General features: G+C 54.0%; 19 protein-coding genes and 1 pseudogene. 10 read left to right on the forward strand and 10 right to left on the reverse strand.

Going from position 1 to position 21532, the window contains the following annotated elements:
- The first annotated feature begins 8 nt into the window (after positions 1 to 8).
- The 3 genes from KRAC_RS39550 (at position 9) to KRAC_RS39560 (ending at position 3012) form a co-directional block, all read left to right on the forward strand.
- Positions 9 to 1160, forward strand: coding sequence for a bifunctional lysylphosphatidylglycerol flippase/synthetase MprF (locus KRAC_RS39550; RefSeq protein WP_157507591.1), 1152 nt, complete (start codon positions 9 to 11; stop codon positions 1158 to 1160).
- A 5-nt stretch (positions 1161 to 1165) separates the two neighbouring features.
- Positions 1166 to 1753: a GtrA family protein gene (locus KRAC_RS63410; protein WP_007917085.1), complete on the forward strand. Its 588-nt coding sequence runs from the start codon at positions 1166 to 1168 to the stop codon at positions 1751 to 1753.
- An 89-nt stretch (positions 1754 to 1842) separates the two neighbouring features.
- A complete protein-coding gene (locus tag KRAC_RS39560; protein WP_007917086.1) occupies positions 1843 to 3012 on the forward strand; it encodes an IS1182 family transposase in 1170 nt (389 codons plus the stop codon).
- 123 nt (positions 3013 to 3135) lie between these two features.
- Here the strand turns inward: KRAC_RS39560 and KRAC_RS39565 are convergent, their stop codons facing one another.
- The 4 genes from KRAC_RS39565 to KRAC_RS72250 form a co-directional block, all read right to left on the reverse strand.
- Complete coding sequence (locus KRAC_RS39565) at positions 3136 to 3873, reverse strand: IS110 family transposase (protein WP_040445728.1); 738 nt, start codon at positions 3871 to 3873, stop codon at positions 3136 to 3138.
- A gap of 57 nt (positions 3874 to 3930) precedes the next feature.
- A complete protein-coding gene (gene ltrA / locus KRAC_RS39570) occupies positions 3931 to 5742 on the reverse strand; it encodes a group II intron reverse transcriptase/maturase (protein ID WP_007917087.1) in 1812 nt (603 codons plus the stop codon).
- Positions 5743 to 6301: 559 nt separating this feature from the next.
- Entirely contained in the window at positions 6302 to 6802 is a 501-nt protein-coding gene (locus KRAC_RS39575; protein ID WP_040445729.1) for an IS110 family transposase, read from the reverse strand.
- 426 nt (positions 6803 to 7228) lie between these two features.
- Positions 7229 to 7420: a hypothetical protein gene (locus KRAC_RS72250; RefSeq protein WP_157506299.1), complete on the reverse strand. Its 192-nt coding sequence runs from the start codon at positions 7418 to 7420 to the stop codon at positions 7229 to 7231.
- On the opposite strand from KRAC_RS72250, the pseudogene KRAC_RS80745 reads away from it, so the two are divergent.
- Positions 7405 to 8661, forward strand: a pseudogene (locus KRAC_RS80745) (IS110 family RNA-guided transposase). The gene KRAC_RS72250 and the pseudogene KRAC_RS80745 overlap by 16 nt on opposite strands.
- A gap of 109 nt (positions 8662 to 8770) precedes the next feature.
- Entirely contained in the window at positions 8771 to 8899 is a 129-nt protein-coding gene (locus KRAC_RS78640; protein WP_007917098.1) for a hypothetical protein, read from the forward strand.
- Between the two features lie 236 nt (positions 8900 to 9135).
- Here KRAC_RS78640 and KRAC_RS72255 read toward each other — a convergent pair whose 3' ends face one another.
- The 5 genes from KRAC_RS72255 to KRAC_RS39620 all read right to left on the reverse strand — a co-directional run bounded on the left by KRAC_RS72255 (position 9136) and on the right by KRAC_RS39620 (position 13705).
- The gene (locus KRAC_RS72255; RefSeq protein WP_007917100.1) at positions 9136 to 9276 is read right to left on the reverse strand and encodes a hypothetical protein; all 141 of its coding nucleotides are present in this window, start codon (positions 9274 to 9276) and stop codon (positions 9136 to 9138) included.
- Between the two features lie 492 nt (positions 9277 to 9768).
- Positions 9769 to 10203, reverse strand: coding sequence for a RidA family protein (locus KRAC_RS39595; RefSeq protein ID WP_007917102.1), 435 nt, complete (start codon positions 10201 to 10203; stop codon positions 9769 to 9771).
- A 749-nt stretch (positions 10204 to 10952) separates the two neighbouring features.
- Entirely contained in the window at positions 10953 to 11729 is a 777-nt protein-coding gene (locus KRAC_RS39605) for an IS6 family transposase (protein WP_007917108.1), read from the reverse strand.
- An 89-nt stretch (positions 11730 to 11818) separates the two neighbouring features.
- Positions 11819 to 12526, reverse strand: coding sequence for a hypothetical protein (locus KRAC_RS39610; RefSeq protein WP_157507593.1), 708 nt, complete (start codon positions 12524 to 12526; stop codon positions 11819 to 11821).
- Between the two features lie 393 nt (positions 12527 to 12919).
- Positions 12920 to 13705, reverse strand: a complete 786-nt coding sequence (locus KRAC_RS39620; RefSeq protein WP_007917112.1) for an IS6 family transposase — start codon at positions 13703 to 13705, stop codon at positions 12920 to 12922.
- Positions 13706 to 13911: 206 nt separating this feature from the next.
- Here KRAC_RS39620 and KRAC_RS39625 point away from each other — a divergent pair, with 206 nt between their 5' ends.
- The 4 genes from KRAC_RS39625 to KRAC_RS39640 all read left to right on the forward strand — a co-directional run bounded on the left by KRAC_RS39625 (position 13912) and on the right by KRAC_RS39640 (position 19784).
- A complete protein-coding gene (locus tag KRAC_RS39625) occupies positions 13912 to 15030 on the forward strand; it encodes a hypothetical protein (RefSeq protein ID WP_007917113.1) in 1119 nt (372 codons plus the stop codon).
- Between the two features lie 582 nt (positions 15031 to 15612).
- Complete coding sequence (locus KRAC_RS39630; protein WP_157507595.1) at positions 15613 to 18735, forward strand: winged helix-turn-helix domain-containing protein; 3123 nt, start codon at positions 15613 to 15615, stop codon at positions 18733 to 18735.
- Positions 18736 to 19107: 372 nt separating this feature from the next.
- Entirely contained in the window at positions 19108 to 19473 is a 366-nt protein-coding gene (locus KRAC_RS39635) for a DMT family transporter (protein WP_007917117.1), read from the forward strand.
- Positions 19470 to 19784, forward strand: coding sequence for a DMT family transporter (locus KRAC_RS39640; RefSeq protein ID WP_007917119.1), 315 nt, complete (start codon positions 19470 to 19472; stop codon positions 19782 to 19784). The genes KRAC_RS39635 and KRAC_RS39640 overlap by 4 nt, the downstream gene beginning before the upstream one ends.
- A 138-nt stretch (positions 19785 to 19922) precedes the next feature.
- Here the strand turns inward: KRAC_RS39640 and KRAC_RS72260 are convergent, their stop codons facing one another.
- Positions 19923 to 20078: a hypothetical protein gene (locus KRAC_RS72260; protein ID WP_007917121.1), complete on the reverse strand. Its 156-nt coding sequence runs from the start codon at positions 20076 to 20078 to the stop codon at positions 19923 to 19925.
- 238 nt (positions 20079 to 20316) lie between these two features.
- Between KRAC_RS72260 and KRAC_RS39645 the strand changes: the two genes are divergently transcribed.
- Positions 20317 to 21468, forward strand: a complete 1152-nt coding sequence (locus KRAC_RS39645) for an acyltransferase family protein (protein ID WP_007917122.1) — start codon at positions 20317 to 20319, stop codon at positions 21466 to 21468.
- Positions 21469 to 21532 lie beyond the last annotated feature (64 nt).

Consider the following 21532-nt stretch of genomic DNA (forward strand, 5'->3'; position numbering starts at 1 on the left):
TTGCACCGATGATGAACAGACGACCACTAGGAGCTGACACCGAGCCAATGGACCAGCGCGTCCCATTTCGTCATCCAGAAGCGGACCTCCTCCAGCTCTATGGCAGCCACTCGCTGGCCTTCTTTGGTATGGCACCAGAAAATGAGCAGTTCCTGGCACCAGGGAATCAGGGCTTGATCACCTATCGCGTGGTCAATCGCGTGGCGGTGGCCCTCGGAGACCCCTTGTGCGCGCCGGAGGCAGTCAAAGCAGTCACGCGCAGCTTTCTCGCCTTTTGCCGCGTGCATCGCTGGACCGTAGCGTTCTATCAGACAGGTCCCGACTTTCTGGCGATCTATCGGGCCCTCCATCTGCATGCGTTCAAGATGGGGGAAGAGGCGATGCTCTTTCCCCAGACCTTCAGTTTGCAAGGCCCAGCTCTGGCCAAAGTCCGCACCCGGTGTCGGCACGCGCAGCGGGAAGGAGTGCAGATCCAGTGGTACGAGGGCGTTTTACCAGCCGCAGTGATGCAGCAGCTTGTCTCCATTTCCGACGCCTGGCTCGAAAGCAAAGGAGGCCAACAGGCAGAGGAGACGGGCTTTAGCACGGGGAAATGCTCTGAGATACAGACGAACGCTCGACGAGCTGACCGGCTTACCGGCCTGCTTGTCCCATCGCATGGTGCGTTACCTGCGCTGCCACTCGTGACCGGCGTCGCCCTGACCCGCTCTGGTCAGGCGTGCGCTTTTGTCACCTTTACTCCCATCTACGGCGTGGCAGAGGGCTCGGAAGGCACCGGTCAACGCTGGGGCTGGGCGCTCGATCTGATGCGCCGCACGGTGGATGCCCCTTCTGGCGCGATGGATCTGTTACTGGGACAGGCTCTCGAACGCTTCCGGGCACGGGGAGCACACAGGGCCAGCCTGGCCCTGGTCGCACTGGCTGATACCAGGCAGGAAATGGCCCAACCCTGGCGGTACCTCGTCGATCTTGCCGCCCGCCGCATGGCCCTATTCGAGCAGCGCCAGACGCTCTTGCGCTTCAAACAGAAATTTGCTCCCTGCTGGGAGAGCCGCTACCTGGTCGTCGATTCCAGGCTCGCCCTCCCAAAAGTTGCTCTGGCAGTGTTGCGCCTGCGCCATTACTCGGGAGGCGGCTTCATGAGACTGCTGACGAGATAAGCCATATGGATGAAATCGATCAGAGGAGGAACCATTCGTTTTCCCAGCAAGTACCACCCCAGTCCGAAGCAAAGCGGGCGAAGAGTGCGGGTAGCACAGGCTTCCAGTTTCTTCGCTACTGCCTGGTGGGCGGAATCAACACAATCATCGATGTGTCGGTCCTCAATGCCCTGCTCTGGCGCGATCCTTCGCACAATGTCCAACTTCTGGTGGCCTATAACTCCGTGGCGTATGCCAGCGGCGCGGTGAGTAGTTTTTTCTTGAACAAATACTGGACGTTTCGGCGCAAGCAGCAGCCAACACGCCAGGAGGTAGGGCGCTTTCTCATCAGCGTGGCTCTCGAAATTCTTTCGAACAATGCTCTCCTGTGGCTCGCAGGGATGGCTCTGTCTCCCTTCATGGCCAATGTGGCCGTGTGGGGCAATACCTCAAAACTGCTGGCAGTGGCCGCGAATGCGGTGCTCTCGTACCTCCTCATGCGCTTCTGGATCTTTGCCAGTGGAACGCAGGACCGCGCGATCCCGAAAGGCGCTTCTCCCCCGACAGCCGCCGGAAAGGAGAACATAAAGGAAATTCCTTCTCAGTTTCCTTAGCGTTATGTTTCGTTCCATTCATACAGAAAGCGGCCTGAACGCACTCGACATTCACGCCTCCGCCTCTCATGAAAGCAAGGAGAAGATGCATGCAACCTTTCGATTGGCAGCCTCCAGTAGCACTTTCCGAGCGAGAAGAACACATTGTCCAACGGATACGAAGAGCCAGGTTATTTGTGTTCCTCCGCCACCATCGGCACGAATTGTTCGATAGAACATTCCAACAGGAACTGGCGAATCTCTACCGGTCCAGCAAGCGTGGGCATCCACCCATCGCCCCCGCACAAGTCGCCCTGGCGATCATTCTGCAAGCGTACACAGGGGTGTCCGATGACGAGGTGATCGAAGCGACACTCATGGATCGGCGCTGGCAGTTAGTGCTGGACTGTTTAGACACTGATCAGGCACCCTTTAGCAAGGGCACATTCGTTGCTTTTCGCAAGCGCCTCATCGACGCGCAAATGGATCGACGGCTCATTGAACGGACGATTGAGTTGGCCAGCCAAAATCAGGAGGTTGTATCGCGAGCTTTACGTGCGGCACTGGATAGCAGTCCGCTGTGGGGAGCGGGTCGAGTCGAAGATACGTACAATCTCATTGGGCACGCGCTGAAAAAGATGATGCGCGTGGTGGCCGAGCAGCAGGGAAGAGATTTAGTCGAAGTGGGGCAAGAGGCCGGAGCAGAGGTGGTCTGTGGGGCCAGTCTGAAGGCGACACTCGATCGGGATTGGGATCGACCAGGGCAGCGAGAAGAAGCGCTGAGCCTGGTCTTGCAGGTCTTGCAGACAGTAGAAACATGGGTGCAGACGTTACAACAGGATGAGGCGGAACTGGCCAAACCGCCTCTGGAAATCGCTTGCCAGGTGAAAGAGCAAAATGTGCAGGTCGATGAGCATGGGAAAGCCCATCTGATCAAAGGCGTGGCCAAAGATCGACGCATCAGCATTGAAGATGCCGAAATGCGTCATGGTCGCAAAAGTCGCAGCGTGCGTGTGGATGGATACAAGCGGCACGTGCTCCACGATTTGGACACTGGTCTTATCCGCGTGGTCGGAATTACTCCTGCCAATGTCCCCGAAGCCAGCGTGACCAGAGAAATCAGTGCAGACCTGGAGCAGCAGGGAGTCTATTTAAAGGAAATCCATATCGATCGGGCCTACTTGAGTAGCCATCTCGTGCATGAGCGGAGCGATGGATTGGAGATCTATTGCAAAGCCTGGCCAGTTCGCGAGGGGAAACGCTTTTCCAAGAAGCTATAGAATTTGTCAACCCTCCGGCAAGTCACCCGAAGGTCAAGCTGAGCGCGGTGGCACACCATGCCCCCCTGAAGCCGCCTTGTGCAAAGCGGCTAGCCTGAGCGTGACCCCGGATCTGGGTGGGCGCTAGCTGCTAGCGCCCACCCAGACTTTGCTGGGATCGTAGTCCTCTCCGGTTTTCATCAGGTGAGTTGTCACCGCCACCATTTTGCGCATGACAGCCATCACCGCAGACATTTTCTTGAGTCCTCGCTCCACCAGATGATGATAATAGGCTCCAAAGGCAGAGCCTTCCAGGTGAATGCTGCGTATGGCGGCCAGGTAGAGGATCTGGCGCAATAAACCACTGCCTCGCTTGGAGAGCTTGGCTTTGCCCTTCCATTTGCCGCTCTCTTTGATTTCGATATCCATGCCAGCGTAGGCTACCGCCTGGTCCGTGCGAGTAAAGCGATTCACCTCCCCCAGTTCAGCCCGCAACACTGCCACTGTTTTCGGTCCCAACTCTGGCATCTGCCGTAAGCCCTTGGTTCCTGGGTCCGTCGTGATCAGCTGCTCCAACTCCTCTTCCAGCCGCGTAAGATTGGCCTGGGTATGCTCAAGTTGATCGCAGAGGATACGCAAACTGCTCGTCCGTCCGCTCACGACACGTCCGCTGCCGATGGACGCCTGGGCCACCGCCACCAATTTCTTGGCGGTGGGGCGACCGAAATGGGCCGCAGGAACGACTCGCAGCACCTGGTACACCGCCTCCACCCCAGCCTCTGCAACCGCCTGAGCATGCGGATACGTTTTGAGCACGGCCAGGGCACCTTGCCCACAGGGATCAGCAAAGATCTGGCTGAACTCGGGAAAAAGCACGACCACCAGAGCCTGGATCTGGTTCTGATAGCGGGCTGCCTCTTCGCGAGAGACTGGGTTAAACTAAGCAAGTTTGTTACCTCCCTTGCTCGTCTTCAAAGTCGGACGTGACACTTTCGCGTCATCCGGCTCCTCAATAGCTTGGCTCTTGTCATGAGTACCTCTAACAGTTGAGGAGCCATCCTCTGCCGTTTTTCGATCGTGGCAATGTCGATGGAGGACTTGCCAGTTGACATAGGCATCTTTCCCTCCGAGTGAGCGGGGAATGATGTGGTCGAGTTCCAACAGGTCTCCATCTTTAAAGTGCAGTTTGCACCACGGGCATTTCCCTTGTTGCCTTTTGAGAAGTTGTGCTTCTCTGTCGGTCAGGTCAGGGTGTTTGCCCATGCGTGCCCCCCAATAGACCCAATCGCCATCGAAAGGATTTTTGTCTTCGCGGATTTTGACATGCCGATGGATATGGAATTGTTGGTGTTTCAACAATCGTGTCCCATCGAGTGTGGCAAAATCCCATTTAACGTCTTTCTTTCCAATCCGCTCATGAGTATGCCAATATTTGTTGGTAACCCAATCCACGGATTTGTTAGTATGGCGACGTTTCGCCCAACTCATGAGCTTTATCCAGGTCAGATGATCAGCTTTAGAAAACGTCTCACTGGCCATGCATCTGGCATAGTAATTGCACCAGCCTCGAATCATTGGATTGAGTTGTCCAATCACACTTCTCTGGTCCTGGGCTTTGCGTTGTTTAATCGCTTGTCCCATTGCCTTGAGATGTCGGGATATTGCTTCTTTGCTTGGCGTGATATGTGTTTTGAAGCCGAGTGGAAACGAGTTTGGGCTTCCCATCTTTCCCGTGTGTGTCTTCCCGACACGATATTGTTGGATGTGAAAGCCCAGGAAGTCGAAGCCTACATTCCCTTCATACCTTTCCAGTGTGTGAGTAATGCGCGTTTTGCTCGGTTTCAGTTCCAGGCCCATGTTTGCTAACCATTCATTCACGATCTGCTTCACCTGCTCAATAACCGCCAATTCTTGATGCAGCACCACAAAGTCATCAGCGTAACGTACGACAAAGGGCTTCCAGTTGTCGATGACTTTCCCGTTCAGTCTTTTTGACTTGGGAAAGTGCGAGCGTATGGCTGTTTCTAAGCCATGCAGCGCAATATTGGCGAGTAATGGCGAAGCGACTCCTCCTTGGGGAGTTCCTTCTTCGGACGGGAATAGGGTTTCCCCATCCATAATCCCTGCTTTAAGCCATGCCTTGATGACACGCTCTATTGCCGGGATGGTGGCGAGTTTGGTAAGCAGCGCTTGCTGATCAATTCGGTCGAAACATTTCGCGATATCCGCATCGAGCACGTACCGCGGCTTCTTGCTGATGACGCTGTATATTTCTTCAATCGCATCATGGCCTGAACGTCCTGGTCGAAAGCCATAACTGTTCGGCTCGAATTTGGCCTCCCATTCTGGCTCTAAAGCAAGCTTGATAAGAGCTTGAAGGCTGCGGTCTTGCAGGACAGGAATGCCCAACCCGCGCTTTTCGGTGGTGCCTGGTTTCGGTATCCAGACACGTCGCACAGGCTGGGCTTTGAGGTCTAGGTCCAATCGCAGGACAAGGGCCATCCGCTCGCTCGGTCTGAGGCGTTTGATCCCATCGATCCCGGCGGTGTTCTTCCCTCGGTTGTCCTGGGTAACTCTCCGTACTGCGAGACATTTCGCTGACCAGGATTTGAGTAAGAGTCTTTGGAGTGAGTGAACCGCCTTCGTCTCGCCACGAAGCGAGGCTTGATAGATACGCTTTTGGAGCTTGTACACTTGCCGTTCGATGGTTTCCCAGGGCAAGTGCTCCCATCTATACATGAAAGTGTTCATAGCGTGTGTACTCCTACTTAAGTCTCTATCATCCAGACTATCGTGTCTGCGTCGGCGTATCCTGGGTTTACTTCTTCACCCAGGCATTAGCTTCTCAGACAATCCTCCCATCATTGAGCTTGCGGTTGACACCTGCTCCACGTATCGACCTTCCGTGAAGAACCACAATGATGGTTATCCCGTTCCTGATATTCGTTTTCTGTAGCGTTAGGAAGGGCACTCTCCACCGGGTTTCTCAGGGGTGAACCCTGGTCATGCATACATTGCCAGGCCCCTATCCGGTACCATTTTGGTCAAGCCAATAGCTCACGTAGGCTTGTGTGCGCTAACGGTGGATTACCGTACCTTCGCTCGCGTTCTCCATAGCTACTTGCATGCAGGTCTCCTCTGGTGAGTTCAGGTTCTTCCTGCGCTCTTCCCGCTTCAGGGATTGATGGTCAGTCGCTACCCTGGGGAAGAGGCTTTTCCTCGTTCACAAAGGGTTGGGAATTGACAGGTATCGGTCTCACCCAACATCGAATATCAAGTTGTAAAGGTTTGTGGCCTTTCTCCTCATCCTCTATGCGAGAGCATAGTTTCGAGGAAACGGGTCGCACGTGTGCAAACGCACCAATTCGCGGTATGTGGCGACCTGCTCACCGGGAATAGAGCCAACACGCGCTTCCCCGCTGAGCAAGACACGAGCAATGGTCATCGCATCCAGTCGGTCGGTCTTGGCTCGCAAGCCCTGTTGCTGGTGATAATGGTGGGTTTGTCCAGGATGCAACAGGCGCATCTGGTAGCCTCTCTGCTCCAGTTCGTAGTACAGGTTCTCATGGTAGCGCGAGGTCGCCTCCATCCCAATAACGATCTGGTTGGGGGCGGCATCCAACTGGGTGAGTTTCTCCTCGAACACCTTCCATCCCTCCTGGGTGTTAGCAAAGGTGATCGGCTTGACCACCACATTTTTGTCTGGCCGTGTGACGCAGCCGGAACAGGATTGGCTTCCAATGTCAATCCCACAGACGTACTTGGTCGTCGCTTCCTCCTCTGAGGAGGAAGCCGATGGAGTCGTATTCATCGCACACCTGCTTTTGCTGACTCTCTCCATCCGTGGCTCTTCCATCTGGTGCAGCCTGGCACCGCGATAAACTAGCGAGAAGCCCGACCATCCAGGGTGAGCGTCAGCTCACATCGGATCGGCAATCTGGCCCGTGGGGCTGCTTTTCGAGCAGCCGCGAGCTGTTGCAACAAGCCTCATAGACCCTTGGTACCCTGGTGGACGGGGAGCTGTCTTGGAAAGGAGGTCACTGTTGTTGAACAGGCCACGAGCAAGCACCTGGGCTCATATAATAGTTTGAGTGTAGCCCCTGAGGAGTGATCCCTCTGGAGGGTATACTGGTGAGAGCAGCGGGAGAGCCGACGTTTAGGCTTGTGGCCTGTTCAGATACCTGAACAGTGACCCGCCTTCGAGAGACGGCTCCCCGTCCGCCAGGGCAGAAAGGGTCTATGAGGCTTGTTGCAACCGCCAGTGGTCCGTACCCAGGAACCACCAGGCTCGATTGCCTATCCGGACACGCGCTGACGCTCGCCCCGGTTGGTCGGGTTTCTCGCTGAGAATGGTGCTAGGCAGCACCGAACGGCACATCCAGGGATAGGAAGAAGAAGCAAAGCAGGTGCGCGATGAATACGACTCCATCGGCTTCCCCTGCTGAAGAGGAAGCGAGCATCAAGTACGTCTGTGGTGTTGACGTGGGAAGCCAATCCTGCGTAGGCTGCATTTGCCGGCCTGACAAAAGCATCGTGGTCAAGTCAATCGCCTTTGCCAATGCCAGAGAAGGCTGGAAGGTCTGGGAAGAGAAGTTGAGCCAGTTGGATACACCTCCCAACCAGATCGTGATCGGCATGGAAGCCACCTCCCGCTACCATGAGAATCTCTACCACGAATTGGAGCGACGTGGCTATGTCCTGCGTCTCTTGCATCCTCGCCAAACCCATCAATTCCACGAGCGGCAGGGATTACGCGCGAAGACCGATCGGCTGGACGCGATGACGATCGCCAAAGTCGCGGTTCGAGTGGGGAAGCGCGAGTCGGCTATGTGCCCAGCGAGCTAGTGGTCACGTATCGGGAACTGGTTCGCTTGCATATGCGCTTGAGCGATGAGGCGGCAGCCTATCAAAACGAGATCCGGGCTCTGGTCGTGGTACTTTTCCCTGAGTTCACCCAGATCTTTACTGATCCCTGCGGACAGACGGCGCTCACTGTGCTCAAAGCGTTTCCCAGCGCTCAGGCTGTGGCCGAGGTAGGTGTTGAGCCCCTCTTCCAACTGCTGCGCACGCTGAAGCCTGCACACTATGGCCGTCCAACCGCCCAGAAGCGGGTAGCTTTGGCCAAAGCGAGTGTGAGTAGTGGGCGAGCACTCGCCGGGCGATCGCTCAGCTTGCGGATTCTCTGCGATCAACTGGAGCACACCCAAGCGAATCTGGCACGTTTGGAGGCCGAGATTGAAGAACTCCTGACGAATGACCCAGGAGTGAAAGGATTACAACAAGTTCCTGGATGCGGGCTCCAAGACGGTGGCAGTACTCCGCGCTGAACTGGGAGACGCGCAACGGTTTGCACGGACAGACGAGGTGATCGCCTACGGAGGAATGGACATCGAGATCAAGGAAAGTGGTCTGTGGAAGGGCCAAGCCAAACTTTCCAAACGCGGCAGCGGCTTGCTGCGACGCATGCTCTACATGGCCGCTCTGCGCAGCATTTCTCTGGAAGGTTCGGTGTTTGGAACCTACTATCAGCGCCAGGTGGCACGCGGTCTCAAAAAGGGGTCAGCTCTGATGGCCGTCATGCGCAAAATGCTGGCCGTGGCTGCCCATTTACTTATGCATGAGGAGGAGGAATTTGATCCCACCAAAGTCGCGGTGGGGCCAGCGGGCTAACCCTAACTGTGTGACTTGTTGGGGTTAGCCCGCTGGCCCCACCCCCAGGTAGACCGTTCTCGGGTGCTTCAGGCTTGTCCTCAAGCGCAAGGAGGGAGTTATTTTACATATGACTACACGTTTTTTCGGCATGGCCCACAAGGGGCTTGACAAATCCTATGGCTTCTCTCCCACTGCTCCCAAATTATTATATGAGCGGTTCATGGCGCTCAATATTTGTAAATTCACGGCAAAATGATTCGCCTCATATTCGCTTTTTTGCGTTGAGAAGAGGTAGAAAGAGCAAACAATATGGCAACTCCAGATCTGTAAATTTGGGAATTCCCAAGATACCATGCAGCGTAGCCGCGCCACCCAGTATGAAACCGGGCGAAATATGGCAGTGTTTTCATTTTCTCCAGGAGTTTCAGATGAATTTACAAGCAGGAACAGAGTATTCTGGCAGAAAACCCTGTCCCTGCTTCAGAGCGAGTACTACTGGAGATATTTCTGTAGCGCCCGAATGCTCAGGCGCAACACTTGCACAAGCAGAATCAGGATGTAGATGATTAGGGCAGCGCCCGCGAGATAGACGATGATGATTAGTGAACTCGATAAAAAACCAATGAACTCCATTATAAAATACCTCTTCAATGTGTGGCAGTGATTGAAACGATCTCATCTCTAGTAGCATAGACGTAGCCTGACGCAAACTATCAAGCGGTGAGGTATAAATTTGGGAATTCCGTATGCGGAATCAGGATAATTCGATGAGGAATCTGCTCTCTTTTTGAGAGGAGATCCACTCACAGATTTATCAAAATTTCGCCCACACGGATTCCCAAATTTACATCCAGAGCCTTTGTCGAACCTTCAGCTCATTTTCTCGTGTGGACTAATGCAAGAAAAGCTCGAATTTACAAAAACGGTGTGCAAACGTTCTCTTGTAGAGCGGGTTTTCAGGCAGTCAATGGCTGTGCTGCTCATGATTGGCGCTGATTTCCTACATTTCGCGCTGATTTTGGCTCACTATTGGCGCTTATTACCAGTGATCACTCGTACATCTGTCCCTGGGAAAAGCTCTCTTTCTCTGGATTGAACCGTCTTCCCACTGCTCATCGCCCGGAGCTAGAGCGGAATGACGGCGATAGCGTCCATCTCCACAAGAAAATCCGGGTGTGCCAGCCCTGAGACAAAGATTCCGGTGATAGTGGGTGGATTTGGTTGGTGTCCCCAGAACTGTTGAAAGGCCGCAAAACCTGCTTGCAATGATTGCCCCTGAACCAGGTAAACATTCCATTTAATAATGTGTTCTGGCCTGGCGCCAGCAGCAGCGAGGGCAGTGCGCAAGTTTCTCAGGACCTGGTGCGTCTGAGCGACGAGGTCTCCTTTCCCTACGATATTGCCCTGGGTGTCAACAGCATCTTGCCCACCAATGTAGATCGTTTTTGCCGGTCCTGTGACGGTGATTACCTGTGTGAAAGCAGGATTTTTATGCAGAGTCTCAGGGATGAGATGTTGTACTGAGCCGTGGATTGGGCTCTCTTCTGGATTCTGGGTCATAGGTGTTGCCTCTCTTTTCTGAACGTTATTGGTTGCGTACCTCATTGCTTGCTCTATTCTATCTTCCAATGAGGGCAAGATTGATCCTCTTTTTGCCGGTTGTAATCTTGCTCTTGAAGGTCATTTTTGCCAAGTTCTTCATGAAGTTTTTTCCCCAATTCGACGGCGCACCCAAATCTGCGCATTATGTGACGCGAGGTATCATCCTGTGCCTGTCAATTTACAAAACAGTGCTGAATGAAGCGGGAGATGGAGCGGGTTCTCGAACATTCAATGGTTGAACTGTCCACTCTTCACGCTGATTGTATGACTTTGCGTCATCGTCTCCCCAACCAAGTAGCCTCATTGAAACCACATCAGGGAAGAGAAGCAACAGACCTGAACATGATATGTCCCTGCTCATGGAAAGCGGAAAAAAGAGTGTGGATGGTTGAGGTTGAGAGAGTGTGGACGTGGTGGGAAGTGATGTGCAGAGGACGTCGCTGGCCATACGGCTCCAACCGTTCAGCCGCAGAGCTGAACAGGTCAGAGAACGTCTCCGTTGTGTTCGTCGTCCAAGCTCCGCTTCACCAGAGCGCCAGTTGCCGAAAATGGCGCTGGCTGGCCGAGAGGCGACGCTCCTCGGCCAGGGCTTCCTGCATCATGAGGGCGAAATAGTCTTCCAAGGGCACCTGTTGCCCGTAGAGAGGTTGTGTTGCAAGAAATTGAAGGAAGACAAAATAAGTAGAAAGGGGTTCTGATTGTTGAGTTTATCCTGCTACTCCAAAGAGCTTGGCGATCAATGTAACTTGCTCTTTCACATCTCCTTTTGCCACGCCTTGCAGTTGCCCCTTCCTGATCATGTTCATCACCTCGAACCCTTGTACGGTTCGCCATGCGGTCTCAAAGGTAAAAAAGCCCATCCCTGGCTTCGTCAGACGTTTGAGAAACCGATGATCTTGTTCAATGAGATTGTTGAGGTATTTCACCTGTCGCAATTCCACGTGCTGAGGCAATACTTCAGCGGCTTTCAAGTTGGCAATGGCCTTGGGATAGGCCACGTTTTTGTCGACATTGATCACACGAGGAGTTCGTCTTGTGGGAGTGGGAACCGTTGGAGCCGTGGGCGAGGCTACCTGTTGAGCTTGAGGCGTTGAATCCGTAGTGGCATGCAGCGCTTTGAGAAAGAAGCGTTTGGCCGCCTCGGCATCCCGCGTTGGACTCAAGAGAAACTCGATCGTGTTTCCTTCAGAATCCATTGCGCGATAGAGGTACATCCAGACGTTCTTGACCTTGATGTATGTCTCATCGACTTTCCACGAATCATTCCAGGCTTTCAGGTGAGGCCGACAGCGTTTTTCCAATTCTGGAGCATAGTTGCTGGACGAGAGCGAAAAATAGTGGTATGGTCGATGGATAAGGCCCCGCTCCCGCATCATCTCTTTCAGGTCTCGGTAGCTTAAAGCATACCGAAGATACCAACGAACACAGAGCAAAATGATCGCCGCTTCAAAATGACGCCATTTGAACAGTTTGGTATTTTCCATGACAGGGCCTCTCTTCAGAAAATAAGCCCAAACGTATCACATTGGCGTCATCTTTGCAACACAACCCTCAACAAGCCTCTACAGGAACTTCATTGGTATTGTTGCATATCTGCCCGTGGAGCGTAGACTGTAGGCACGTCCATCTCATCTGGCTCCATTGTGTAGATGTTTCTCCCTTCCTGGTAGACTGGCTGATAACCATGCTCGTAGTCCCGCGGGTCATCTGACTTTGGGGCTGTATCAGATCGCCAGCTTTTTTGGAACAGGGGCAGCAATGCCAGTTTTCGGATGATTGGCCTGGAAAAGCCTAGCAAGAGAAGCATGACACCCAGAGGGATGAGCAAGAATGGGCCACTTCCCAATCCGAACACACTTACGATGCCCAGCCAGAAGAGCCAGTTGAACAGGTGGAGAGCCATATACATTCCACGTGCGCTTCCGGTGAGCAGTCCACACAAAGCAAACCAGAGACAAAGAGCCCAGAAAAAGATCGCTACACTAGGATTTCCTCCCAAATGGATCAAGGGATTGATAAGATCTGGCAGAGTATGATTGAGGGAAAGCAGTAGAGCCAGTGGCACGCCTACCAGGAAAAACCCTGTTCTCATAAGCACAGTGCGCCACCCTACCCTTCGTGCAACATTATTCATGATTACACAGAAGACCATCCATCCTCCCACCACTGCGGTAATGGCGGGGAGCCCCAATGGATAGACACTCATTAAACCTAAGAATATTCCAAACACAGCGAGGCCAGTCCAGATAGCGACGGTTTGTAAAAGATTTCTCTGACGCACAAGCATCATTCCTCCTTTTTACCATATTCGAGTGTTCTTTCTTTCTCTACGTGTTTTTATACACAGCGTTGCAAATATTCCCACTCTGCATCGGAAAAGTTGCTTGGATAACTGGTACTTATCCCTCTGTATACTTTTCTCACAGCATGCGACGCTGTACCCACGAATTGCGCAACGAGCCAGTTGAAGAGCTAATTACGAGGTGAGAAGGCGAAAGCTCCTCAGAATGGGAAAGTATGCCCAGGAGAGGAAAGAAAAAGAGGGGAGGATGAAGCAAAAAGAACAGAAGATGAGGGAAACAAAGAAAAAATCCGGGCAAAGAAGGCATGAAGAGGGTTGTGTTGCAAAAACGATGATGAAGGGGAGAAGACGTGAAGAGTTCTCCTCGTTCGGTCAGGCTACCACTCCAAACAGCTTGGCAACCAAGGCCACCTGACCCTGCACATCTCCTTTGTTCACCCCTTGCAGTTGTCCTTTTCTGATCATGTTGTATGCCTCATATTCCTGTAAAGTTCTGCTGGCTGTCTCGAACGAGAAAAAGCCCATCCCCGGCTTCGTCAAGCGTTTGATGAACCGATGGTCTTGTTCAATCAGATTGTTGAGATATTTCACCTGTCTCAATTCCACATGCTGAGGCAGGACTCCAACATCTTTTAAGCCGGCAATGGCCCTAGGATAGGCCGCGTTTTTGTCGACATTGATCACACGAGGAGTCAATATCGTGGGAGTGGGAACCGTCGGAGCCATGGGCTGAGCTCCCTGTTTCTTGACTGGACGAGCTTGAGAAACTGATCGAGCAGTCGATGCAAGCGCTTTGACGAAAAAGCGTGTGGCGGACTCGGCATCCCGCGTTGGACTCAAGAGAAACTCCAGCGTGTTCCCTTCGTAATCGACGGCTCGATAAAGGTATGTCCAGACTTTTTTGATCTTGATGTACGTCTCATCCACTTTCCAGGAGTCGTTGCACGCTTTCAGGTGCGACCGGCAGCGTTTTTCCAGTTCCGGCGCATACCGCTGCACCCAGCGATAGATCGTCGTGTGATCAACGTGCAGACCTCGTTCGAGCATCATCTCTTCCAAGTCGCGATAGCTCAACGAATAGCGCAGATACCAACGTACGCACAAAAGAATGATCTCGGCTTCAAAATGACGCCATTTGAACGGAGTTTGCTTGATCATGATGAAGAACTCCTCTGCGACGCTCCAAATAAAGAAGAGTTTATCATCGTGCCTTCATTCTTGCAACACAACCGGTTTTGGTGCATGCACCACTTTCTTTATACTGTGGCTCCCCGATCGATTATTGCAACAAAGACACGACCGAAAACGTCTCCTCCTAAGAGGAATATCTTCTTCGCGTAATGACCAGAATCAAGGGAGACAGAATGATGAGGGCACCAGTGCACCTTGCTACGCTTGCTTTGATAGCGATACTCTGCGCCTTGCTCTTTACCGCCTGCGATCCGAAACCGCTGGTGAATCTGCATAGCAGCGCCGATTTGACTAAACTCCAGATCAAGTTTTTTGAATATGGGAATACATCTCCAGAGACGTTATATGTCATCAAACAGGAAACCGCACAACAACTCTATAAGGCCGCGTTGGCCTCTCCACAGCCAGCGCCAGGACGAGCCTGTCCAACCGTAGCTGGCCCTGGATATCAACTGGTTTTCTGGGCAGGTGCGCAAAGGGCCGAGACCATCATAGCTGACCGGGGTGGCTGCAGTGACCTCTTTTTGCGCGGCGGCGATTTGCGCCAGGCCAACCAGGATTTCTGGTCACTCCTCGATCAAGCCATCACCAGCGTTCCTCACGTCACACATCCTGATCGCCTGGAAATTGTTCGCTACCAGGGCAACGTCCAGGTCCCGCTCTACGCAAAGATCACATCGGCCGGAAAGGTTCAAAGGCTCTTCACATATCTCTCTACCTTCCTCTCTACATCACCGTCCACAACCGGATTGTGCGGAGATCAGACCTCCCCCTACGATGACCTCTTCTTCTACGAGGGCGAGGTCCTCCTGCGCGCCCAGGTGTTTCGCGGTGACTGCTCACTGGTCAGAATGCTCGGAAAGACAACGTTTCCTGCCTTGCGCCTGACCGGGCAATTTCAGCAGCAGTTGGACCAGGAGCTTCCCAGCATGACGTTCGCGCCAGCCAGGCCCGATATATTGGAAATCGAGCACGCTCCTGTTAGCATACAGCCAGGCTCCGGGCCGGATTTCCGCATTTCTAGAGACCAGAGCACCATCCAGAAATTGTATCACACTGCGTACAACTTGCTCCCCTGGCCCTCCAACAAGGATTCCAGCTGTAACTTGCAGGGAGCGGAAGGCAGCTATGATGTGCTGACTTTTTTTCAGGAGGGTGCCTGGCTTGTCTCTGCCACCGCTTTTTCAAGTTGCCCCACCGTCTCATTCAACAGAGCAGGCATCATGGGAGGATACGCGAGCCAGGCAACGCAGGAATTCCGGGATCTGGTTCACCAGGTTGAAAAAAGCTGAACCAGCGACATGGCTCGTCTCTGCATATGCTGGAACGTTGCCTCACCCTCTAGGGAGGTGGGATCTTGGCAGAGAAACCCGCCGCAAGCCGCTGGATCTGTAGGCCCCAGCGGCTTGCGGCGGGTTTCTCGTGGGCTTTTCTGGGGCTTGAGAACGAGAGACCTGTTTCGTCTGAAGAACTTGCTCATTACTGGCGTCACCTGTGCCAGGGTGAGGAGCCGTTACCGAATTGTTGAACCAGGATCACACCAGCTATCCTCCACAGAGAAGCGTTCTCGCAGAAATTGCTCCTCCGTTCCCGAGAGGAGCGTCTGGTGAGCTTGCCTTACTTTTGGCTTTTTTCATAGTTTTCCTCTTTCGTGGCAAGTATGCACGCATTTCATCTCTCCAGGAAGGTTGGGCAAGTTCACCCAGTTCTGGCACTTCCGCTTTCAGTTCCCTCTTTGCGTGGCTTCTGCGACTCGTGCGTGGCCATCGAATACAAAGCGCTATTTACCTGCTTGCCTTGTCTCTGCTATACTTAGAGGCGTTGGGAGAAATAAAGCAGAGTTGGGAACAATGCGAGAGCAGAAGAAAGGTCGTATGCCTAGGTCACCTCTTCACGCACTTATCTGGTCTAAGGACCATACTCAGTATGAGCTCTCGACCCATGGTCATCCCGAGCAGCGTTTTCGTCCAGGAGATGAAGAGCTGTGGCTGAATTGGCTTGAGGCTTCGACCTCCTTTGCGTTCCAGGGCGCTTCTGGCCGCCTCAATGTCTACAAAGAGGCGCGGCCACGAGGAGGGCTGTATTGGTATGCCTACCATACGACCTCTAGCGGCACCCGCAAGCGCTATCTCGGACGGACAGCCAACGTGACGTTCGCCCGTCTGGAGGAGGAGGCAAAGACCCTCACCCGCGTGCTATCGCCCGTTGTATCTCCATCGGATGCTCTGCCTGCGCCTGGCGATCTCCTGTTGACCACCAGGCTGTTTCCCCCCCGCCTCCCAGCCGGACTGGTGGAACGTTCGCGCCTACTGACCCGGCTTGATGCCGCTCTCGTCCACAAGCTGGCCGTCGTGCAGGCGCCTGCTGGCTTTGGCAAAACAACGGCTGTAAGCAGGTGGATCGCAGAGCGCTGCACCCAATCGACCTTTCCAACCGTGGCATGGCTGACACTCGATACCAGCGACAATGATCCTCTCCGCTTCTGGCGCTCTGTCATTGTTGCCTGCCAGAAGTGGCAGGAAAGCGTGGGGCAGACGGCGCTGGCACACCTCACCTCCGCCATGCGGCCTCCCTTTGAGGAGCAACCTCTGGACACGGTACTGGCGCTGTTGCTCAACGATATGGTGCAGTGCATCCAGAGCGGGCTGCTTATCCTGGACGACTATCATGTCATCGCAGAGCCGCGTATTCACGAAACGCTGATTTCTTTCCTTGACCACCTGCCCAGGACGGTGAGTGTGCTCGTGCTGACACGCGGAGATCCGCCATTTCCTCTCTTGCGGTGGCGGGCAAAAGGAGAGCTCTACGAACTGCACTCTGCCGATCTCCGCTTCTCTTCGGAAGAGGCAGTGGCGTTTCTGTCTCAGGCGCTGGGTCAAACACTGCCAATGCCTCTCTCAGAGGCGGCTCGCACTCGGCTGGATGTCTCTCTGGCAGGCTGGGTGGCCGGGTTGCGCCTCCTGACGCTTGCCCTACGCGGTCGGCAAACCCAGGATGAGGTCGAGCACTATCTTCTCTCGCTAGATGTTTCCCCGCCACATCAGTCGCTACTAGACTACTTTGTGACGGAGATCCTCAATGCCCAGCCGGAAGCGTTGCAGCTCTTCCTGTTAGAAACAAGCGCCCTTGGCCATCTGAGCGGTTCCCTCTGCAACGCCATCATCGACAGTGAGAAGGGAGCAGCGCTCTTAGAAACGGTGGGACGGGCAGGTCTCTTTCTGGAGGCACTGGATGGGTCTGGAGAGTGGTACCGATATCATGCCCTCTTCGCGCAGGCGCTGCGCCAGGAAGCGGCCCTCCGCCTGGGTGAAGAAGCACTGAGAACGTTGTCGAGGCGCTCGAGCAGCTGGTATGAGCAGCATGGGCTCTCCTCTGAGGCGATCGAGGCCGCCCTGCTGGCGCGTGACCTGGAGCGGGGTGCCCTGTTGATTGAGCAAGCGGACCCAGACAGGCAAAACTGGGGGCCACAGACGCTATGCCGGTGGTTGGCGCAGATACCGGAGCCCGTCCTGCGCGCCCACCCGGCGCTCTGTCTTGATTATGCCTGGGCGCTCCGGTTTCCGCAGGAGGGGAAGGAAGAGGCACCGACCCCCGTGGAAGTCGGGGAACGCATTGATGCGCTGCTTCAGATGGCTGAAGAGAGCTGGCGCCACCAGGGGAAGCCGGCCCTCATCGGCGGCATCTACGCATTCCGCGTGATGGCGAGCCAGGGGCAGGAACCACTTCCCCGAGTGATGGAGTACGCACAGCAGGCGCTCGTCTTGCTCCCAGATGATGACCCGGATCATCTCGTGCAGGCAGGGCGCGGCGTTTGCTTGAGCTTTGTCGGACTCGGAAAGATACGCGAAGGGCGGTACAGTGAGGCCCGAGAGGACATCCTGCAAGCGCATGCATGCAGCCTCGTTGTGGGAGACAAGCGCTTCACTCGGCAAATGATCATGCTCTTGGGATTGAGTACCCTCATGCTAGGCGAATTGCACCAGGCAGCCGAGTATTATCACCAGGTGCTCTCCGCTGTCCCTGAGCAGGAAGATCGCGAGGACAGGGCGCAGGCATTGCTCGGTCTGGCCATGCTCTCGTTTGAATGGAACGACCTGGCGGCGATAGAGCAGCAGACACGTGAAGCGTTGGCATTGATGCCTGACAACCACGATATCCAGAACCGCGGGACCTTGCTGCTCGCCTTGCTGCAGCATGCACGAGGGCAAACCCTCTCAGCCCAGCAGCAGCTTGCCGCCCTTCTGGCCCGCTTGCAGGCAGAATCGACGCCCTGGGCCTTGTGGATACTCCCCGATGTGCTGATCTGGCAGGCACGTCTCCATCTGGCAACGGGGAATCTCCAGGCGGTACAGCAGGGTCTGGAAACCCTGACCCGCAGCGCTCAACTGCTCGATTTCACACAACATCTGAAAAGACAGATCCTTCATGCGCGCTTGCTGCTGGCTCAGGAACAGGCGACCGCTGCTCGCACTGAGCTAGAGCATCTGCTTTCCACTGCCCAGCAGCGACGGCTGGCGCTCGAGGGCCTGGAAATTCGGCTGCTCCTGGCACTGGCCCACGCCGCTTGCAGACAGAAGCAGGCCGCCCATCAGTGGCTCACGCAAGTGCTCATCCAGACGCGCAGCGAAAGGTTCCTGCGTCTCTTTCTGGACGAGGGAGAGGTGCTGGCTCACCTGTTGCGTCAGCTTGTGCCAGCCCTCCAGGACACAGCGCTGCGTTCCTATGCGCAGACGATCTTGCGCGCTTTTGCGGTACCTGGCGAAGCAGATGCTCCCGTCGTTTCCGCCCCCCGGCATCTGCTCGTTGAACCCCTCTCTGCACAGGAGCAACGGGTATTGCGGCTGCTGGTGAGCGGGCGTACGAATCAGCAGATTGCGCAAGCGTTGGTCGTGTCGGTCAACACCGTCAAGCATCACGTGAAACGGCTCTACAGTAAACTGGGGGTGAGCACACGCCTGGAGGCCAGCGAGGCGGCACGTCACCTGAAGCTCCTCTAAATATCTCCGCGCTGATATTCCTCATTGGTTACTACCTATAGAACTACCCGACTGGGTGATGCCCCCCTCCCTACCTCTACTCTATACTCTGAGCAGGTGCTTGAGACACGGCAGCAGAACGCCTCGTCGATGGATCTCCAGGCATGGAACAACGAGTTGTGACTGATGCACGAATTTTTCCATTCGGCGGGGAGTTTTGCACCATTCTCCGGTAAATGGATGGGGTGATGTTTCTGAAAAGAAGGGGACTTTCTTGGCTCGTGAGAGCATGAGAGGAACAAATAGAAGAGGGAGGATGAGCCGCTATTCGCCCGAATAGTGATCAAATTTTTTTCCACCGGATGTACACATTTACAGATGAAAGGCGCCATCATGGAAACCGATTCCGCAGTGAAGGCAGGTTCCGCCAGGAAAACAAATAGAGCCTGGCTGTTCGTAATACTCGCAGGGATGCTGGAGATTGCCTGGGCCAGCGGCTTGAAATACCAATTTGTCCCCTACCTTCTTATGGTCCCTGCACTCTTTCTCGGCTTTGATTTGTTCATTCGGGCAGCAAAAAGAATCCCCATCGGGACAGCTTACGCCGTTTTCGTTGGGATCGGGACCGTTGGAACCATTGTGGTCGAGTCGATCATTTCGCATGGAGGAGTCAGCTTTCTCAAAGGGGGGCTTATCCTTCTTTTGCTGCTTTGCATCATCGGCCTGAAGCTGACGAGCTACAAGGGGGTTACTGAATGAACTGGGTTTTGCTTCTGCTCGCCGGTCTTTTTGAAATAGTCGGAGTGATTGGCCTCCAGAAAACGGTGAAAAAGGAGACCTGGCTTACTTATGTGTTCTTCATCGGCGCATTTACCACCAGCTTTAGCCTCTTAATTTTCGCGATGAAGACGATCCCTCTTTCTACAGCCTACGCTGTCTGGACAGGAATAGGGACAGCCGGAGCTGCTGTAGTCGGGATGACCTTCTTTGGCGAAGCGAAAAGCCCGTTGCGAATGCTCTGCTTAGTAGGCGTGATCCTCTCGGTGATCGGCCTTAAGCTGTTCGCTTAAGTGGAAAGGTCTCACTTGGCATTTACTATGATCGTTATCATGCTGGATAGCTAAAAATAGCGCAAAAGGAAATAGCGAAGGAATCATGAAAGTGAGAAAACAGAGACCATGGTGGTGGCAGCGATCACAACGGCCATCCTAATGCTTATAGGGATACATGTGAGATAGACGAGAGCGGCGCCAGCAACTCACCGCATTGAGGGCATCGCGATAGGCCAGTTGCGTCTGGCGTAACGCTTGCACCTGCTCTGGCGTGGTTGTGAGCTTGAGTTTGGCGGTGATGATCTGCTGCATGTCGTTCGCTTTCGAGAGGAACGGGATTTTTCCCCATCCTTGTTATCCTCAACTGTCACACGCTATAAAGCTATTGCGGGTAGGTGGCGTGTTTGGTGTGCTGTGCCTCCATACACATCAGTATAATATCTGTTCTCACTTTTGTGAACTTTCTGTGAGGGCCGCCTTACCCCTCTTTGAAAGAGAGGGGATCCGGCGGCTCATCTCATGAAATTTTAGAGAGGAAGGGAAAGAGGCTATGCTTCCCCTGACGAAACATTCTTCTACTGACATGCAGGGAGAGGAAAGAGGCAGTGAACGGCTGCATTTTCTTGATAACCTGCGCGTCTTTTTGACCTGTCTGGTCGTCTTTCATCACATTCCAGGTTGGTATTACAAAGAGCCAGTACAGGATGCAGCTACACTGGCTGTCATTGGTGTCTTTATGATCCTGAACCAGACGTTTTTCATGGGATTGTTCTTCTTCATTTCAGCCTGCTTCATTCCCAGTTCCTATGATCGCAAAGGGGCAGGTCTTTTTCTGAGGGATCGCCTCCTCCGCTTGGGTATTCCACTAGTAGTGTATGGTCTGCTCATTGGCCCGCTCACTAATTATATTGGAGACGGGCTCCCACAGCCTTTTCAGCTCTTTTTCAGCAAGTATCTACTACCCTGGCGAGCACTCAACGGTCCTCTCTGGTTTGTAGGAGTCTTGCTCGTCTTCTCCACAGGCTATGTAGTATGGCGTAAACTGCGAGGCCAGCACTCTTTAATAGTCCCGAAGACCCACTCATTTCCGAGTCTGTTCTCACTGGCCCTCTGTGTGCTGGTGCTGGCGGCCCTTACCGGTTTGATACGTAGTATTCCACTCGATGGGTTGGGATGGCTCGATGGGCTATTTCCTTACTATGAAATAAGATATGCTGCTCAGTATATCACTTTGTTCCTGGCTGGCCTGATCGCCTACCATTATAACTGGATGGCAACGCTACCACAAACTGTCCGATCAGGGCTATTCTGTCTGCTCGGCTCGTTTATTCTTCTCCTGCCAATCATCTTCTATGGCGGAGAAAATGCCATGGCGTACGTTATGGATGGAGGCTGGCATTGGCAAACATTTAACTATGCCCTGTGGGAGGCTGTCTTTGGTATAACGATGTGCATTACCCTGCTCGCCCTGTTCCGTAAACGGCTCAATAGAGCAAACAGATTTACAATGTGGTTAGCAGGCAACGCCTACGCCGTCTATATTCTGCACCCATTGATCCTTGCCTTGCTGTGGTTCACGCTGAAAGGGCTCCCGATCCATCCACTGCTTACATTCCTGCTCATAGGCATCACTGGCCTGCCTCTCTGCTTTGGATGCGGTTACTTGCTGCGCAAGCTGCCGTTTGCCAGAAAGATACTGTGACACTCCGCTGGTGGTTTTCAAACCGCGCGGCTTCTTGTGGCATTGCGACGTACGCGACCCTCTG

Source organism: Ktedonobacter racemifer DSM 44963, from assembly GCF_000178855.1.
Classification (GTDB): Bacteria; Chloroflexota; Ktedonobacteria; order Ktedonobacterales; family Ktedonobacteraceae; genus Ktedonobacter; species Ktedonobacter racemifer.